The sequence below is a fragment of the Atopobium sp. genome, assembly GCF_034113385.1.
GTDB lineage: Bacteria > Actinomycetota > Coriobacteriia > Coriobacteriales > Atopobiaceae > Atopobium.
The window spans coordinates 1-17,813 of record NZ_JAXEXL010000010.1 but is presented as its reverse complement, the minus strand read 5'-3'; the positions used below and the strand labels follow the sequence as shown (position 1 = coordinate 17,813).

Annotated in this window: 12 protein-coding genes and 2 tRNA genes; 6 read left to right on the top strand and 8 right to left on the bottom strand. The window is 48.1% G+C overall.

Annotation, left to right across the window (positions count from 1 at the left end):
* The 4 genes from SPD80_RS02405 to SPD80_RS02390 form a co-directional block, all read right to left on the bottom strand.
* Positions 1-1,095: an NlpC/P60 family protein gene (locus SPD80_RS02405; protein ID WP_320828318.1), complete on the bottom strand. Its 1,095-nt coding sequence runs from the start codon at positions 1,093-1,095 to the stop codon at positions 1-3.
* Positions 1,026-1,523, bottom strand: a complete 498-nt coding sequence (locus SPD80_RS02400; RefSeq protein ID WP_320604271.1) for a hypothetical protein — start codon at positions 1,521-1,523, stop codon at positions 1,026-1,028. The genes SPD80_RS02405 and SPD80_RS02400 overlap by 70 nt, the downstream gene beginning before the upstream one ends.
* Before the next feature lie 134 nt (positions 1,524-1,657).
* A complete protein-coding gene (gene metK / locus SPD80_RS02395) occupies positions 1,658-2,902 on the bottom strand; it encodes a methionine adenosyltransferase (RefSeq protein WP_320828317.1) in 1,245 nt (414 codons plus the stop codon).
* A gap of 100 nt (positions 2,903-3,002) precedes the next feature.
* On the bottom strand, positions 3,003-3,617 hold the full coding sequence (locus SPD80_RS02390) for a TetR/AcrR family transcriptional regulator (RefSeq protein WP_320604275.1): 615 nt from the start codon (positions 3,615-3,617) through the stop codon (positions 3,003-3,005).
* 116 nt (positions 3,618-3,733) lie between these two features.
* Between SPD80_RS02390 and SPD80_RS02385 the strand changes: the two genes are divergently transcribed.
* The 4 genes from SPD80_RS02385 to sdaAA all read left to right on the top strand — a co-directional run bounded on the left by SPD80_RS02385 (position 3,734) and on the right by sdaAA (position 11,785).
* Positions 3,734-6,313, top strand: coding sequence for a YhgE/Pip domain-containing protein (locus tag SPD80_RS02385; protein WP_320828314.1), 2,580 nt, complete (start codon positions 3,734-3,736; stop codon positions 6,311-6,313).
* The gene (locus SPD80_RS02380) at positions 6,310-8,538 is read left to right on the top strand and encodes a YhgE/Pip domain-containing protein (protein WP_320828313.1); all 2,229 of its coding nucleotides are present in this window, start codon (positions 6,310-6,312) and stop codon (positions 8,536-8,538) included. The genes SPD80_RS02385 and SPD80_RS02380 overlap by 4 nt, the downstream gene beginning before the upstream one ends.
* A gap of 160 nt (positions 8,539-8,698) precedes the next feature.
* The gene (gltX, locus tag SPD80_RS02375; protein WP_320828312.1) at positions 8,699-10,189 is read left to right on the top strand and encodes a glutamate--tRNA ligase; all 1,491 of its coding nucleotides are present in this window, start codon (positions 8,699-8,701) and stop codon (positions 10,187-10,189) included.
* Positions 10,190-10,210: 21 nt separating this feature from the next.
* The gene (gene sdaAA / locus SPD80_RS02370; protein WP_320828311.1) at positions 10,211-11,785 is read left to right on the top strand and encodes an L-serine ammonia-lyase, iron-sulfur-dependent, subunit alpha; all 1,575 of its coding nucleotides are present in this window, start codon (positions 10,211-10,213) and stop codon (positions 11,783-11,785) included.
* On the opposite strand, the gene SPD80_RS02365 is transcribed toward sdaAA, so the two are convergent.
* From SPD80_RS02365 to SPD80_RS02350, 4 genes are all read right to left on the bottom strand, one after another.
* Positions 11,782-13,089 (bottom strand): lysylphosphatidylglycerol synthase transmembrane domain-containing protein, encoded by a 1,308-nt coding sequence (locus tag SPD80_RS02365; protein ID WP_320828310.1) that lies wholly within the window; start codon positions 13,087-13,089, stop codon positions 11,782-11,784. The two genes, sdaAA and SPD80_RS02365, sit on opposite strands and share 4 nt — an antisense overlap.
* Positions 13,090-13,312: 223 nt before the next feature.
* Positions 13,313-13,389 (bottom strand) — tRNA-Glu (locus SPD80_RS02360).
* Positions 13,390-13,409: 20 nt separating this feature from the next.
* A tRNA-Gln gene (locus SPD80_RS02355) sits at positions 13,410-13,483 on the bottom strand.
* Positions 13,484-13,679: 196 nt separating this feature from the next.
* Entirely contained in the window at positions 13,680-15,077 is a 1,398-nt protein-coding gene (locus SPD80_RS02350; protein WP_320828309.1) for a CCA tRNA nucleotidyltransferase, read from the bottom strand.
* Positions 15,078-15,219: 142 nt separating this feature from the next.
* Here SPD80_RS02350 and SPD80_RS02345 point away from each other — a divergent pair, with 142 nt between their 5' ends.
* Entirely contained in the window at positions 15,220-16,572 is a 1,353-nt protein-coding gene (locus SPD80_RS02345) for a C1 family peptidase (RefSeq protein WP_320605715.1), read from the top strand.
* A gap of 12 nt (positions 16,573-16,584) precedes the next feature.
* Positions 16,585-17,813, top strand: a 1,229-nt coding sequence (locus SPD80_RS02340; RefSeq protein ID WP_320828307.1) for an aminopeptidase C, incomplete at its 3' end; no start/stop codon positions are given.

Genomic DNA, 17,813 nt, shown 5'->3' with positions numbered 1-17,813 from the left:
TTACACAAAGATTCTGCCAACTGCCGTCACACTGTTCATAGAAAGACAAGGAGCACCTTTTCTTACCTGTCCAGAGGCTGCCTCAATCACTTCTCCATTTCCAATATAAATTGCCACATGCCCTGGCCAGAAAAGAAGGTCACCACGACGCATGTCTGTTTTAGACACCTTGAGAATCTGAGGGTCTGCTCTCATATCATTTGCATAATGATCGTGATTAAACGTGTAATAGTGGTCATAAGGTGAATGGCCAGTGGGGTTCATACCTACAGAATACATGCACTGTAAAACAAGGCCCGCACAATCAACACCAACACCGGGAGCACAGGCATAGTCCCAAACATAAGGTGTTCCGAGGTACAGGTATGCCGTCGTAATAAAAGCTTCGACACATTCATTTCTTGTGGCCTCGTAACCAATTCCAAGTGGAGCAACGTATGAAAATGGCCAGATGTTTGACTTTGGTTTTACTGCTTCACCATTGATTGGATAATAATACGAGGGATTTTGATAGTTTGCATTGGTACAAATGCCAGAATAGGTAAAGTTTCTCCAATAGCCGTTAATAACATGCCAGCCTGTTGCCATGGCGCCAGAATTCTGAAGCCAATACCAATGACCAGACTCCCTCAACCAACCTGTTGCCATAGCACCAGTAGTTTGATCAAGCCAATACCAAGCACTGCCATGTTTAAGCCAACCTACTTGCCTAACACCATCATTATTAAGGTAATACCATTTGTTTCCCTGTTTTTGCCAACCAGTAAGCGGCTCTCCCTTTGAAGAAAAAAGATGCCAACCATCAGCTGCTTGAACCCAGCCCTGAGCAATACGACCATTGTTATTAGGATCACAATAGACTCGATTCGCTCCAAGCTCTTGCCAACCGACGAGGTGATTTCCTTCACTATCGAGCAGATAGTGCCAGCTGTTATCGTCATGAATGGCACGTTGTGGAGCAAGTACTCCTGAAGCGTTAGCGTATCTATTAATGCCATCTTGTGTGGTAATCCAACAATCACATGCTAGCGCACCTGTTGAATGAAAATAATATTCTTGCTGTGCCGCAGTGGTAACAATTCCCGATGCAAACATGGGATATCGGCAACATAACTCATGCCTGTCCCATCTTTGAAGGGACCAACTATCATCGTGTTGTCATGTGTTGGATCCAAGTAGTACCAAATCCCACTGAAAGGACTTTTTAACCAACCAGATACCGCTTTTCCCTCTTTTGTGTAAAAGCGCCAAGCTCCCTCTTCATCTTTTTCCCAGCCATAAGCATGTATTTGCTCTAACTGAGGGGCGGCTTGAGCAACCGAAGCATCAGTGACTTCCTGAGTTGATGTATTCACAAGATAAGCGTCTGTAGAAGACGTAGTGATGGATGTAGATACAGACTGTTCATCTGAGATGGTATTGGTAGTATCCTGAGCAAATGCTTGCAACGGAGCTTGGTAAGCAATGCCCAGTGTTACTGCGAGAACTATACAACCTGTTACCACATATTTTTTTGAACCCATGAATACCTCTACCTTTGACATATATCTTCGTGTCAAAGGGTTTATTCGACTTACACATAAACCTGATACTAACCTGATAGTATCAGGTTTATGTGTAAGCTCTCTGTAAGAGGCATCAGGTAATTTTAAATCTTTTATTGCTTTAAGGCATCACGTAATTCTTGAGTACGATTGGTTTGTTCCCACGTAAAGTCTGCATCCGTACGGCCAAAGTGACCATATGCAGCCGTTTTCTTAAAGATAGGACGGAACAAATCTAAGTCACGTATAAGAGCGCCTGGGCGCAAGTCAAAGACCTTCTCGACAGCATGCTCTATTTGAGCATCGTCCACAATACCCGTGCCAAACGTGTCTACCATAATGGACAGAGGCCGAGAAACGCCAATGGCATAAGCCAGTTGAATCTCGCAGCGATGCGCCAGACCAGCTGCCACTACGTTTTTTGCTACCCAGCGAGCAGCATAGGCGGCTGAACGATCAACCTTAGTACAATCCTTGCCAGAAAATGCGCCGCCTCCATGACGACCCATGCCACCATAGGTATCAACAATAATCTTGCGACCAGTCAGACCCGTGTCACCCATAGGGCCACCAACCACAAAACGACCGGTAGGATTAACGTAGATTTGAGCATTGCTCCAGCTGATACCCACTTCATCTAAAACAGGGGCAATAACATGCTCAATCATATCCGTACGGATGATGTTCATGTCTTCAATTGCAGCATCATGCTGAGTAGAAACAACAATGGCTGTCACCTCGATGGGTGTATCGTCCTCATAGCGTACGGTTACCTGAGTCTTGCCATCGGGACGCAAGTAATCCACCACACCCTGCTTACGCACAGCAGCAAGCTGTGCAGCCATACGTTGAGCCAGATATGCTGGCATAGGCATAAGTGCCTCAGTCTCGTCTGAAGCATATCCAAACATCATGCCTTGATCGCCTGCACCAATCCTATCTAAAGGATCGCAGTCCTTAGCCGCATGCGTGCCGTCTACACCTCGAGCAATGTCAGGGCTTTGATCGTGAATAAGATTAAGAACACCGCAGGTCTCGTAATCAAAACCATATTTTGCGCGGTCATAGCCAATCTCACGAACCGTATTACGAACCACGGTGGGAATGTCAACATATCCCTGTGTGCGCACTTCGCCCATCACAACAATCGTGCCGGTAGTGGTAAAGGTTTCCACAGCGCAGCGTACATTTTCTACTCGTGCAGGGACGCCATCAGAGTCTATATAACCCTCAGCCTCAAGCTGAATCTCCTTAGCGAGAATAGCGTCAACAATTGCATCAGAAATCTGATCACACATTTTGTCGGGATGACCCTCAGTCACGCTTTCCGACGTAAATAAATAGTTCTTTCCAGCCATACAAACACTCCTTTGCACGGATGTATTGGAAGTTGTGTATTGGAATGCCATGCCAATACAACCACTGCTTAAGGGCAATACGTCCTAGATTATAGCCAGGTTACTTTTTTTCTGGCTCAGTAATACCGTGTGTTACCACATTGACAACTCTGCGCGCAAATTCTGACGCATTAACGTCGTCACTATGCTCTGCCATGCTGCGCGCAGTAAAGAAAAAAGCTCCCACCAGGCAGTCTGCCGTAAGTTGACTATCAAGATCTTGACGCACGCCGCCAACCTCTTTGCCTTTCTCGAGCGTGTCTTGAATTATCTTGGATGCCAGAGCAAAGCGAGAGTTGGGGTCGCGCATCAATGCATCAGACTCTTCAATATCATCTGCTAGTGCGATTGCCGTGGTAGGACTTTCATACAGATGCTCACAAAAAACAAGGCACAGATTGCGTAAAGACTCAAATGAGCCATCACCCGTCTTAGTGGCTTGATCAAGCAATTCCAAAAAGCCCGCAAATGCATCATCGAGGACTTCATCCACAATCATGTCATGGTCTGCAAAGTAGTAATACAAAGCACCTTTAGTAATGTTGCAGCGTTGCGCCACTTCCGTCATCTGAAACTCAACACGTCCACGCTCGGAAATGATTTCTGCTGCTGCAGCAAGAATCCTCTTACGAGTACGTGCACTTTTAGCTGTCTTTTGTTGTGTAGCTTCTGACATGTTGCTCTCCAGAACTTCAAAAAACCTGCACCTTACAAAATTAACGCCGTATCAAAAAATACGACAGTGCTAGTGTTTTACCCGCAATAAAACTCCAATAGTAAGAAGTCTACAAAATGAGTAAAAACAGTCTGACTGTATTTTGCCGCGATATACGCAGAATTGTACATAATCCTGTAGCTTTAGTAGTCACAATTGGTGTGTTAATTCTGCCCTCTTTGTATGCATGGTTTAACATTGAGGCCAACTGGGACCCTTACAAAAACACAAGCAACCTTCCTATAGCTATAGTTAACCAAGATAAAGGTGCCACTATAGAAAATCTGGGTTACACCAATGCAGGCAAGCTCATTGAAGACGAGCTCAAGCAAAATGACCAGCTTAAATGGACGTTTGTAACAGAGCAGCAAGCTAATACGGGCGTAAAATCTGGTGAGTATTACGCCGCTTTTATCATCCCCAAAGATTTTACTGCCTCTTTAGGTGACGTCTTAGATGGGGATACCAACCCTGCGCACATTACGTATATGGTTAACGAGAAGGTCAATGCAGTATCCCCCAAAGTAACTGACACAGGTGCAACAACGCTTGAAACCCAGATAACACGCAAATTTGTAACCCTTGCAAGCACAACGGTTGCCGAGAAACTCAAAACAAAGATGCAATCTGGTCTTGATGGTCTAGACCGTGCTCAACAAAGCGTAGTGGATGATTTGCGAGAGCTTAGCTCAACCTTAGATGACCTGGCCACTAAAACCACTGCAGCACAGGACACCATACAACAGAGTCGCACTGCACTTGCTGACGCTCAAAAAACACTTGGTGAGCTTGAAGGAGCTACCCAAGATTTGAGCAGCGCATTAGATACCGCTTCTGGAAAACTTGCTGCAACCCGTCAAACGTCACAGAGCCTTATGACGCAACTCTCTGGTGCTCTTACCACTTCTAGCAGCACTATTGCTGGCATTTCTAGCAAAGCAAACTACAACATTGGTCAACTTTCTGGAGATGTAGGTTGGGCACAAGGCAAAGTGGATAACGCCTTAGCTCAATTGCGCGCCGCTAACCAAAACGTGGTAAGCATGCAACAAGAGCTACAAGCTGCACGTGATGCCATTGCCAACCTTACCCTTGTGCTTCCCGCAAGCCAACAAGCTCAAACACAGGTGCTTGCCTCCCTCGATGCTCAGATTAGTGCCCTGCAAAACTTGTATACCTCTCAAAGTGGACGCCTTACTACGCTGCAAGCACACTCCGATAGTTTGCGACAAGGCAATGAAAATATAGCCAATGTATCTTCTACACTTAACAGTGCTATTCAAAGCGGTGCAGATGCAACCAACAAGCTTAATCAAGAGCTTATGGGTACCAGCTATCCACAGCTATCCAGCGCGCTTGATTCTTTTGCATCTGCCTCGGGCGATGTTGCTGGTACGGTACAGCAATTACCCACCATCCTCAAACAGGCACAGGGAAGTCTTTCTCAGCTTGATGGGGTTCTTGACCAGAGCTCTAAAGCATTGGAGCGCACCAAGCATGCCTTGGCAGATGCAAGTGAGCAAACAAGCAATCTTGCAACCGACCTTGCTACCATTCAAGGCGTCAAAAACCTTGAGGGTGTATCTGACATCCTTAGCTTGGATACAAAACGCTTTGGTGAGTTTGTAGGATCACCTGTTCAAATGGTTAGTAAGCCTATTTTTGCTGTTGCTAATTATGGTTCAGGCGTGGCGCCGTTTTATACCAACCTCGCTATTTGGGTTGGCGGCTTTGTATTGGTTGCCATTTATAAGCTTGAGGTAGACTCAGAGGGTGTAGAAGACCTCACCTATACGCAAGCATACTTTGGTCGTTGGCTGTTGCTGGGTGTTTTAGGTCTTTTACAGGCATTGATTTGTTGTGTCGGTGATCTGCTGCTGGGTATTCAATGTCTTAACCCTGCGCTCTTTATCTTTGCTGGATTAGTGCAATCCTTTGTATATGTAGGCTTTATTTATGCGCTGTCTATAGCATTTAAACATATCGGTAAGGCGCTCTGCGTTTTGCTGGTAGTTTTACAGATTCCTGGCTCAAACGGTCTTTATCCCATAGAAATGATGCCTCATTTCTTCCGTTTTCTTAATCCATTCTTGCCGTTTACCTATGGCATTAATGCCATGCGAGAAGCCATTGCAGGCTGCAATGGAAACGACTATGCCTTGTACTTGCTGGTATTGGTATCGTTTTTGATTCCTGCCCTTATAGTGGGTGTGGGACTGCGCCGTTGGCTCCTTACTATCAACGCACTCTTCGACCAAAAGCTGCGCGAATCCCACATGATGTATACCGAACATACCAGCACGCCCTCACGTCATTACCGCATTCGCACGCTGTTGCTTGCCATCCGTGAGCCAGGCAGCTACCAAGAGTTTATGCTGCGTCGTGCACAGGACTTTGAGGCCAGCTATCCCCACAAGATTCATCGTGGCGTGATTGCCCTTCTTGTTGTCCCCCTTGTGCTGTTAGCAGGGTTGTTTGTGCTGCCCTTTAAGATGCTGGCGTTGGTATGTTGGATTATTTCGCTGTTAGTAACACTTGGCTACTTGCTAGTAGTTGAGTTTTTACACTCACGCATTGAACTGGGACAATCCCTACTCAATAAATCCAATGATGAGCTGTACGACCTGTTAGACACAGAGATGAGGAGCGACTCATGAACAAGCTCCGAGCACTTATTGCACACGATGCCCGCATGGTACAAACTAACGTTATTGTGCTCATAGTAAGTGTGGGCCTGATTGTAGTTCCTTCGTTTTATGCCTGGTTTAACATTGCAGCCAGCTGGGATCCGTATGCTCATACTAAAAACCTTACGGTAGCGGTAGCTTCTGATGACGCCGGCTATCAATCAAATCTAGTGCCTGTAAAGCTTAATCTTGGTGACAATGTCATTGCTGATTTGCGTAAGTCAAAATCTATTGACTATGTGATTACCTCCACAGATGATGCCAAGGCTGGTGTGACTGAAGGTCGCTATTATGCAGCGCTTGTTATCCCTCAGAACTTCTCTACTCGCATGCTTACCTCACTTACAACAGATGCCGAGAAGCCCGAAGTAGAATTTTATCAAAATCAAAAACGCAGTGCCATCGGCTCTTTAGTAACTGATAAGGCCAGCACCGCAGTACAGCAAGACATTGATGACTCATTTGCACAATCCATTACCACCGTTGGTGCTGCAGCGCTCAAAGAATTAGATAATGCACTGGATGATGATGACGTGGCACAGTTTGCCAAGCGCTTAGACAACGCACTGGATAGTAGCGAGCGCACGCTGCGCAATCTTGCCACAGACACGGATGCCTATGCTCAGGTAATTGCTTCGTTACGCGCTGTTATGACAGAGTCTGTGAGTGGCTCTGGCAATTCTTTGAGTGCCACACTGGATGCAAGTAATGCACTAAGTAGCACCTCCCAAGGAATTACTAAAGTAAGCTCTTCACTTGATGGAGCACAAGATGCTTTACAAGGCGTAGTTGAGCAGAGTAATGCCAGCTTGGATAGTGTCTCAGCCGCGCTTGATGACGCCTATTCCACTGCCAATAGTCAATCTAAAGACTTAGCCGCTGCGCTTACGCAAGCAAAGACTACGGTAGATGCCCGCATACCTCCTCTACAAACACTGGCCGATACGATTGCTTCTCAAGAGCAACAGCTGCAAATCATTGCAGAGAGCCTGCCCGATACCAGCCTGGTTAAGGCATCAGTACAAGATATTCGCACTCATTTGCGTGGCATGCATGCACGCACAACCAATGCTATCAAGCAGATGCAGGAGCTTTCTGCTGCTTTAGACAAAACCGCATCTGATGTAAACACAAGCATTACTAATGCAGATACGGCAAAGCAAGAGCTCAAAGCCTTGATTAGTAGTTCAAAACAAGAACTGAGTTCTCTTTCTGGCGAGGTACAGGGCGATGTACACAACTCGTTAACAGATTTATCTGGTGCCATTGATAAGGCCTCACAAACAAGCAAGGGTTTATCTGACAGTTTGAGTGCTACACAAAAATCCGTTAAGGCTGCTACCAGCACTGCATCCAACAATCTTGATAGCGCTGCTCAGGATTTGCAGGATGCTGCCACCAAACTGAGCGCTGCAGCAGATAGGCTATCTGACTTGCATAAACAGCTATCTGATGCGCTGGCTTCTTCTGACATGGACCGCGTACATACCATTCTTGGTTCTGACCCCACAAAGCTGGCAGACTTTATTGCATCACCTGTCTTGATTGATCGCACGCCGATTTTCTCGGTAGCTAACAATGGCTCGGGTATGGCACCGTTTTATACCACGCTTGCCATTTGGATTGGCGGCATTATTTTGTGCGCCATTGCTCAAGCGCGCCCCGATGAAGAGCTCACTGAAACCTTGCAGCTTACACCTACGCAGGCCTATATAGGACGCTTGGTGTACTTTGTGGTGATTGGCCTGTTGCAGTCCACCATTATTGTGCTTGGTAATTTGTATTTCTTGGGCATCCAATGCGTACATCCCATACTGTTTATACTGGTAGGATGGCTTGCGTCCTTTGTGTTTGTCAACATCATATATGCCTTGACCGCTGCTTTTGGAGACGTAGGTAAAGCCATTGCCGTTGTCTTCATGGTATTGCAGGTAGCAGGCTCGGGTGGCTCATTTCCTAAAGAGATGCTCCCTAGCCCATTCCAAATGCTTTATCCGTATCTGCCCTTTGTCCACGCAGAAAATGCGTTTCGCGCCGCTATTGCTGGCATCTATGGCAATGATTATTGGATAAGTTTTGGCAAACTCGCAGCATTTCTTATTCCGTCATTTATGCTCGGCATGTTTTTGCGCAGACCAGTCCTGCACCTCACAACATGGATGGAACAAAAGCTGGAGCAAACCAAGGTCATGTAAAGCACATGCCGCCCATCCGCCTTGCTGTGCCTGCGCCACACATCATAAGGACGGCGCGTTATAATAAGCCGATTAGGTTTGTACAATACACAGTACAACTGCCGCTGGAGATGAGACCTGCACCTTCCAGCGGCCGCTTTTATCATTAGAGGAGTTACGCATGTCCAACACTACACCAGTCCGCGTTCGCTTTGCCCCCTCGCCCACTGGCAAGCTTCACATTGGTGGCGCTCGTACAGCCATTTACAACTGGGCTTTTGCCCGCGCACATGGTGGAACCTTTATCTTGCGTATTGATGACACAGACCCAACTCGTTCCACGGACGAGAATACCCAGATTATTTTACGTGCCATGCGCTGGCTTGGCTTAGACTGGGATGAAGGCCCCGAAGTAGGCGGAGACTATGGCCCTTATTGGCAAACCGAGCGCCTAGATATATATCGCGACGCTGCACAACGCCTGGTAGACGAAGGTAAGGCATACTACTGCTTCTGCACTCCTCAAAAACTCGAGGAAGATCGCAAGGCTGCTCAACAGCGCCACGATTCCTTCCAAGGCTACCAACGCACCTGCCGCCACCTTGACCCAGCACAAGCGCGTAAGCGTGTAGAAGCTGGCGAGCCCTATACCATCCGCATTAAGGTACCTGAGGAGCGTGGCGATGTTGTAATCCACGACGCTGTCCACGGTGACGTTACCTTTAACGCCAAGGAATTGGATGACTTTATCCTCTTCCGCTCCGATGGCACCCCCACTTACAATTTTGCCACCGTAGTAGACGATGCAGACATGCGCATTACGCACATCATCCGTGGCGATGACCACCTATCCAACACTCCCCGCCAAGTTATGGTATATGAGGCACTTGGTGCGCCCATTCCTACCTTTGCGCACATCTCTATGATTTTGGGTGCTGATGGCAAAAAACTTTCTAAGCGCCACGGTGCAACCAGTGTGGAGGAATACCGCGATGGTGGCTATGACTCTGACGCTTTTGTAAACTACCTTGCTTTATTAGGTTGGGCTCTCGATGGTCAAACAACTATCATCCCTCGTAAGGTGCTTGCTGAGCAGTTCTCTTTAGACCATGTGTCCAAAAACCCTGCCACCTTTGATCAGGCTAAGCTGGATTGGATAAACGGCGAGTATCTTGCCGCAAAAACGGATGCAGATTTTGCCCGTGAGGTGCTTATCCCTCAGCTTATAGCTGCTGGTCTAGAAAAAGAAGATGAGCTTGCCCATCCTCAGGCTTGGTATGAGCTTTTAGCTTCTATCCTTAAGCCACGCACCAAGCTTGCTCCCGAAGTCGTAGAGAAGTCCCGCTTTTTATACGAGGGTACTAACCTCTCATATGACGAGAAAAGCGTGGCAAAGAACCTCGCTAAAGAAGGCACGCTTACTTATTTACAAGCTGCCTATAACGCCCTTGCAGCGATAGATGCTCATGAATGGACTGCTGCCACCTTGGACGAAGCTTTAGCTCCGCTCCCCGAGCAACTTGAGGCAAATAAACGCAAGTTTTACGCTGCAGTCCGTGTAGCAGAGTGTGGAAACCAAGTATCGCCTCCCATGGGAGAATCTTTGCAGTTACTTGGCCGTGACTTAGCACTAACGCGCCTCGAGCAATCCTATAAGCTTGCTCAGGCCTAAGACATAGTGAGGATAAATCACATGATGACAACATCGGCATTCGAGATTCTTGGCCCTATTATGGTTGGCCCCTCCAGCTCTCATACAGCTGGCGCCGCTCGTTTGTCTTTGGTTGCTCGCTCGCTCATGACAACACCACTTGCAAGCGTGCATTTTGTTTTGCATAATTCGTTTTCTCATACCTATCAAGGCCACGGCTCTGACCGTGCCTTAGTTGCTGGTATTTTAGGCCTTATGCCAGATGACACCCGTATGCGCAATTCCTTTGCACTTGCAAAGGATGCACATATACAGCTTAAGTTTATAGAAGCCGGAGATGACCCTGGTTTACACCCCAATACCGTAGATATTTGCATGACCGGTACTGACGGTAGTTCTTTGGAGGTGCGTGGGGAGTCTCTTGGTGGCGGACGGGTGCGTCTGAGTTCCATCAACGGTGTTGAGGTTGATCTGACGGGCGACTATCCCACCCTGTTTGTTGGCCACTGGGATCGCCCGGGTGTCTTAGCATCGCTTACTGGTTTCTTTGCAGATAGTAAAGCTAATATCGCTACCATCCGCACCTACCGCACCGCTAAGGGCGGGCGCGCCTATACGATTATAGAGACGGACGAGGTACTACCTGAGTCCTCTCTTAACTCTATCCGTTCCATGAACAACGTTGTAGAAGCTGCCCTGGTAAAAGTACCTGGCACCAGTGAAGTTGCTCCTGATGCACAGCTTAGCTATGGCTTTGATAACGGTGCAGAACTCCTTACTCTTTGCGAGAAAACCAACAAGAGCATCGGAGAAGTTATGGCTTTGCGTGAAGCAGAGCTGGAACGCACAGACCTTGCCACTCAATATAAGCGTATGGCTCATGTAGCAGCCGTCATGGAAGAAGAAAGCACTCAGCCGCTAACACAACCCCAACTTTCTCTTGGTGGTTTTCTTAATGGCCAAGCAAAAGCTGTAGCTAATCACAGTTCTGCCTATGCTTCTGTATTATTGGGAAACACGCTCAGCAATGCCGTTGCCCGCGCTATGGCTGTACTTGAGCGCTCTGCTGCCATGGGTGTTATTGTTGCTGCCCCCACCGCAGGATCCGCAGGTGTTGTTCCTGGGGCGGTGTTAGCCAGTGCAGAAGCAAAAAACGCCAGTCAAGCTGAGCTTCTTGCTGCTCTATGGAACTCTGCGGCTATTGGTGCCATTATTTCTCGCAATGCAACGGTTGCCGGTGCAGAAGGCGGTTGCCAAGCAGAAGTTGGTGCTGCAGCAGCTATGGCAGCAGCAGCCCTTGTGGAATTACATGGTGGAACTCCCAAACAAGCCCTGGAAGCAGCTTCCATTGCCATTGCTAATCTCCTTGGCTTGGTATGTGACCCCGTACGTGGCTTAGTAGAGTTTCCCTGTCAGGACCGCAACGCCATTGGCGTTTCTGATGCGTTTAGTGCAGCACAGCTTGCTCTTTCCAACGTAGGATGCCCCATCCCCTTTGATGAGGCAGTAAGCGTTATGTATTCCGTTGGTAAGGCAATTCCTGCAAGTTTACGAGAAACCGCCCTGGGAGGACTTGCACAAGCTCCATCCTGTCTTGCCTGCAGTGGCTGCAATTAAGATTTCTTGTGCTCTGTAGCCTGTGTGTTTGTTTGAGACTGCTGGGTCTTCTCGTCCTTATGAGCAGAAGAGAAAAACTTGGTATGAGCCTTTGCAGCTAACTTAGCTGCTGTAGCACCACTCATGCCAACGCCACCATAATTGCGCTTGTTACCAGATTCAACGCCTGAGTGCTTACCCATCATACGGTCCCAACGATGCCGAATAGACACGGGATTATTGGAGCGCAAACCCAACAAAGGAGCAGATAAAATGGTGGGTGCGAAGAAGGTAACAATTCGCCAAACCAAATAACCAGCCGTAGCAGAGCTGCCAAACAACGGTCCATAAAACAGCGCAAAGCCAGATTCTACACCGCCTGTTCCACCAGGCAGAGGCACTGCAGTTGCAACCATTTGCACCATGGAACCTGCAGCAAGACAAGCCCAAAAATCTGCCGTTTGACCAAAGGCATGTAAAACAAACCAGGGAATCGTGTAAAACGCAGCAAGCTGCAACATGGTAACTAATAAGGTCAACGCCATGCTGGGAATATGAACAGCGGCACGCTTAAAGGCATCTGCAAATTCATCCACTTGACGATTGATAAGGTCATCGAATTTTGAACTATCTTTAACCAGATTGTGCTTACGAATCCAACGTAAAAAGCCATTACCAAAGCGCTTTACAAAACCTGGGCAGAGACATACAACAAACAGCACAATAAGTTCTACGGCATGCATGCCAAACACAAACAGGTTCAGAATAACAATGTCACCATAGGTATGCAGGAAGAACTCAAACTTACCCAACAAAGCCAAGGCTGCAAATAACACTACGCCAAATTGAAACATAATAAAGCGCGTAAACTGCGTAGCTGACGCCTCGCCTGCATCCAATCCTGTGCGTGTGAGGCGCACAATCTGGGAGGGAACCGCACCTGCCATCATGGGGGTAAGGTTGCCAAAGAAAATACCTGATGCCTCTACACTCATAAGGTCACGAATACCAACAGGAGAATTGGGATCGAGCCATACGGCAATTGCATAAGCAATAACACCAAACACAAAGTACAGCACAAAGCATATAACAGCGCCAAAAATCCAAGCACGATTTACGTGTGTAAGGGCATCAATAAACGTTGCCATTTGGCCTGTTGCAATAAGAAAAACAAGATATGCAGCCACAACCAACGCCAAAAAACGAGCGCCTTTGCGTGCACTGGAAGTCTCTTCGTCTTTAGACGTAACACGCGTCTTTGGTTTTGATCCGAACTGTATGTTGTGCTTCTGAGGCTCAGAAGTATTGGTAACCTTGTTGGACATGAATCTCCAGTTGGTACAAGTAAGTGCTTCATTTAAGTTGTAATATGCAAATGATACTAGAGCACGTACTTCTCGCCCACCCCATAGCAAACAAACCCATTATAAGTACGCAAGAACACTGCCAGTGCTAGTGGTGCTCAGGTTGCTTGCGTTGCTCGGGTTATGCGTGCTTACGTGGTGCGTGGATATGAAAAAAGGGCCGGATAACCGACCCTAGAACATGTGGTAGCCCGTACCGGATTCGAACCGGTGATCTCCGCCTTGAGAGGGCGGCGTCCTGAACCGCTAGACGAACGGGCCAAACTGTGAGGTAGGACTCTTGGCTGGGACGGAGGGAGTCGAACCCCCACTGACGGAACCAGAATCCGTTGTCCTACCATTAGACGACGTCCCAAGGGATACGTCCTACGCGCCTTGACGCGAGAACATACTTTACGGGATATACACCATTTGTGCAAGTCCTAATTTGAAAAAAGTAGGCATGTTTTGGAAAAATTATTAAGACCGCAGGTCACATTCCATGACAAGCTCCATGCCAAGCGATAAAACCAACTTCTTGAATATCTGCTTTTCTACCCTCTAAGCACCTGTTATACCGAAGTTGTTCCCTGTATCCAAGCTAATTGGGCTTCTCGCGAGTTGTCTAGGCGGCCATGTACCACCTCACGCAACACACTTTCCAACATAGTACCAATCCATGGTCCGGGACGGCCTCCTAACAGCTTTACAACATCGGTGCCGTTAACCGCTAAATCCTTTACGCGATACGGCGCGTGCTGTCCCACCAGCTCCCGCAATACGCGCTCGATTTTATCGATTTCCAACGCATACGAGCGATAAGGAGCTGCCTTGCCCATGGCATCCGCACGCTTAAGCATAAGCAGCTCAAACGCCAGCGGAACAGCTTGACCAGGACAACGACTATCCAAATCACTCATCATACGCAACACAGAATGGCGTGTAGCCTTAACGGGCCTATCGTGGAAGCGTACAAGGTTTACACACGGCGCAATCAAGCTGGTAGGAAGCGCAAGCATACGCAACAATGACTCAGCTATTTGAGCACCAGCAGAAGGATGGCCAAAGAAGTGACCTTGGCCCTTCTCGTCCATAGTAAACGTATGTGGCTTGCCAATATCATGCAACAAGGATGCCCAACGCAGCCGTTTAGAAGCAATGCCGCCTGCAAAGCATTCCATGGCAGCAACCACCTGTATGGTGTGTTCATAGACGTCATAACAATGAAATGGGCTGTTTTGCTCAAACCCCACCATAGGGGCAAGCGTTGGCACAGCTGCCAACAGCACGCTGCGCTGAGTACGCAAAGCCCATGCAAGATGTCCAGTGGCGATAATACCGTCAAGCTCATGACCAATTCGCTCGCGCGCAATATGAGCAAGCTCAGGTGCACATGCTTGCAGTGCATCTTGTGTAGTGGGCTCTACCTCAAAGCCCAAGCGCGCGGCAAAACGCACAGCACGCAACACACGCAAAGCGTCCTCAGTAAAACGGCGCCGTGGATCTCCTACAGCACGAATACAACCAGCCTCAAGATCCTTCTTGCCAGCATAGGGGTCAAGAAGCCCACGTTGCGGATGGTAGGCCATGGCGTTAATAGTAAGGTCTCTGCGGGCAAGATCATCGAGGATAGAGTCTACAAATTGCACGCTATCGGGGTGACGTAAATCAGAATAGCCAGACTCTACGCGATAGGTAGTTACTTCTACGGGATGACCCTGCACCACAGCAGTTACCGTACCATGCTGGACACCCGTGCAATGCACCTCTATATGTGCTGCTTTAAGCAGGCGCACAGACTCTTGCCACGGCGCATTAGTACAGGCGTCTACATCATGTGAGGGCATTCCCAAAAGAGCATCGCGCACCCAGCCGCCAACTACCCAAGCCTCGTAACCGCCCTGTTCCAAGACGGACAGCACACGCCAAGCATAGGCGGGCACATCAGTTGGCAAAATGTGGTGGCTCATACCCGCACCTTTAGCTCAAACAACAAACGAAGATAGTATGTACATAGTATACCGCGTATAACAAATGCGTGGTAACGGGCATAGAACGCACCAAGTACATGCTATTCTTCATATGGTACAACACGTTTGCAGGGAGGTTATTATGAACCAAGATACGTCGGTTACATTTGATGATATTGCTGCAGCCCGTAAAGACTTTGCTGCTGAGCGCGCCAATAGCGTAGCCAAAAATGCCGCAACTGCTCAAGGTATTCGCGCTGTTGCGCGCGTGCCTGAAGCCATTGCCAATAATGCCTTAGCTTTTGATGTAGAGGTAAAGCAGGGAGACCGTACTAACCAAGAGCGCTCTGGTCGCTGTTGGATGTTTGCCTCGCTCAACACCTTCCGTATTCGGATTATGCAAAACTATAACCTTAAAACTTTTGAGCTATCGCAGGCCTACCCCCTCTTTTGGGATAAGCTCGAGAAAAGCAACTGGTTTTTAGAGAATATCCTAGACACCACAGATGAGCCTCTTGAGGGACGTCTGATGAACTATCTGTTGTTTGATCCAATTTGTGACGGTGGCCAATGGGATATGTTTAAGGGCCTCGTCAAGAAGTATGGCGTATGCCCCAAAGAGGCCATGCCAGAAACTGCTAACTCGTGTAACACGCGTGATTTAGACAGATACCTTACTCGTTATTTACGCGGCTGCGCCAAACGCTTGCGCGAAACCAACGCTGCAGGCGCCTCTTCAGAGGATTTAACTGCCATGAAGAAGGAGATGATGAGCGAGATTTATCGCATGCTTGTCATTGCTTTGGGCGAGCCTCCCGCACACTTTGAGGTGCGTTTACGTGATAAAGACGATAAGCTCGTGCTTTCTGGCACATTTACCCCACAAGAGTTCTTTGAGAAAGCCGTTCGCATCAAGGTGGATGACTATGTCTCTTTAATCTCTGCTGCAACGACAGACAAGCCCTATAACCGCAGCTTTACTGTTTCTCGCCTTGGTAACATAGTTGAGTTTGGTCAAGTCCGTCACCTCAACCTTCCCATTGATCAGCTTAAGCGCGTAGCCATAGCACAAATGCAGGACAACGTGCCTGTATGGTTTGGCTGCGATGTTATGCAGTCATATCTGCAAGACGAAGGCATTATGGATACCGCCGCTTTGGACGTAGACGGCCTGTTTGGCTTTGCCGTTGAAGCAGCCCTTAATCGAGAAGAGCGCCTAGACTACGGCGAATCTCTTATGACCCATGCCATGGTTTTGGAAGGCGTGCGCTTTGATGCTCATGGCAAACCCACCATGTGGAAGGTAGAAAACAGCTGGGGCAAAGACCATGGTCGCGACGGCTTTGACACCATCTCTGATGCTTGGTTTGATGAGTATGTATACCAAGTTGTAGTAGACAAGAAGTATCTAACAGACGAGCAACGCGCACAGTACGATGCTCACGACGACATAGAGCTTGCGCCTTGGGACCCTATGGGCTCACTCGCTCACTAAGGAGACAAACACATGAACTTATCAACTATTACCCCAGATTGGGCCACTTCTCAAAACACGTCCTTTGCTACAGACCGCGCCAACCGTGTGGCACGTAATGCAGTTACCAGCATGGATGTCATGGCTGCTGCACGTGACTACAATCGCATGCGCACCTATCACGATACCTACAGCGTAGAGCTCAAGACTGCCAACATTACCAACCAGCGCCACAGCGGACGCTGCTGGATGTTTAGCGCTTATAACGTAGCTCGTGTAGCCACCATGAAACTTCTTGATGTGGATACCTTTGAGTTTTCCCAGGCCTATGGCATGTTTTATGACAAGCTTGAGAAGGCCAACGCCATGTTGGAAAACATCATTCGTCTTGCCGATAAGCCCTGCGATGACCGTGAGCTTATGAGCGTTTTGTCCACTGGTATGGATGATGGTGGTTACTGGATTTTTGCCATGAACCTCATTGCCAAATGGGGTCTTGTTCCTAAAGATGTCATGCCAGAAACTGCATGTACCAAATCTTCTGCTCAAATGGATGCGCAGCTTGAACGCCTTTTGCGCAAAGACGCTTCCATCTTACGTAAAGAGTTTGCTGCAGGTGCTTCACGCCAACAACTTCAAGAGCATAAGCAAGAGATGCTTGTAGATGTATACAAGATGCTCTCCATTTGCTTAGGTGAGCCTCCTACCCACTTTGATTTTGAAGTACGTGTAGGCAAAAAATGCAAGGTAGATGCCACAAAGCTTAGCGATATTCTTCCTGCTTCTGAGGATGTAGATGACAAGGACACAAAGCGCTTACTTCGCGACGTTAACATTACTCCTCAAGAGTTTGCGCAGCGCTATGTGCCCTTCAATCCCTATGAGTACGCAGAGATTGTTTGCATACCTACCAGCGATTCTAAGCTCAATACCCCCTATCACGTTCGCGCTATTGACAGTGTGGAGGGTGGCCGTCCCAACCGCTTCCTTAATGTTGAGCAATCCATATTAGAGCAAGCAGCCATTGCCCAGCTCAAGGCTGGTGAGCCTGTAAGTATGGCATGCGATGTTATGCAGGAATATCCTCGCCACGTTGAGGACTTCAAAGGCATTTTGACTATGGACGGCGTAGATTTAGATGGTCTCTTTGGCATGGATTTGAGTATGGACCGCACGGACATGCTCGACGTACATGAAACATGCCTTACCCATGCTATGACCTTCCAGGGCGTAGAGCTTGACGAGAAAGGCCAACCTGTTGC

Excerpts from the sequence above, each read along its gene's own strand:
- SPD80_RS02405 (WP_320828318.1), bottom strand. The coding sequence starts at position 1,095 with ATGTTTGCATCGGGAATTGTTACCACTGCGGCACAGCAAGAATATTAT.
- SPD80_RS02400 (WP_320604271.1), bottom strand. The coding sequence starts at position 1,523 with ATGGGTTCAAAAAAATATGTGGTAACAGGTTGTATAGTTCTCGCAGTA.
- metK (WP_320828317.1), bottom strand. The coding sequence starts at position 2,902 with ATGGCTGGAAAGAACTATTTATTTACGTCGGAAAGCGTGACTGAGGGT.
- SPD80_RS02390 (WP_320604275.1), bottom strand. The coding sequence starts at position 3,617 with ATGTCAGAAGCTACACAACAAAAGACAGCTAAAAGTGCACGTACTCGT.
- SPD80_RS02385 (WP_320828314.1), top strand. The coding sequence starts at position 3,734 with ATGAGTAAAAACAGTCTGACTGTATTTTGCCGCGATATACGCAGAATT.
- SPD80_RS02380 (WP_320828313.1), top strand. The coding sequence starts at position 6,310 with ATGAACAAGCTCCGAGCACTTATTGCACACGATGCCCGCATGGTACAA.
- gltX (WP_320828312.1), top strand. The coding sequence starts at position 8,699 with ATGTCCAACACTACACCAGTCCGCGTTCGCTTTGCCCCCTCGCCCACT.
- sdaAA (WP_320828311.1), top strand. The coding sequence starts at position 10,211 with ATGATGACAACATCGGCATTCGAGATTCTTGGCCCTATTATGGTTGGC.
- SPD80_RS02365 (WP_320828310.1), bottom strand. The coding sequence starts at position 13,089 with ATGTCCAACAAGGTTACCAATACTTCTGAGCCTCAGAAGCACAACATA.
- SPD80_RS02350 (WP_320828309.1), bottom strand. The coding sequence starts at position 15,077 with ATGAGCCACCACATTTTGCCAACTGATGTGCCCGCCTATGCTTGGCGT.
- SPD80_RS02345 (WP_320605715.1), top strand. The coding sequence starts at position 15,220 with ATGAACCAAGATACGTCGGTTACATTTGATGATATTGCTGCAGCCCGT.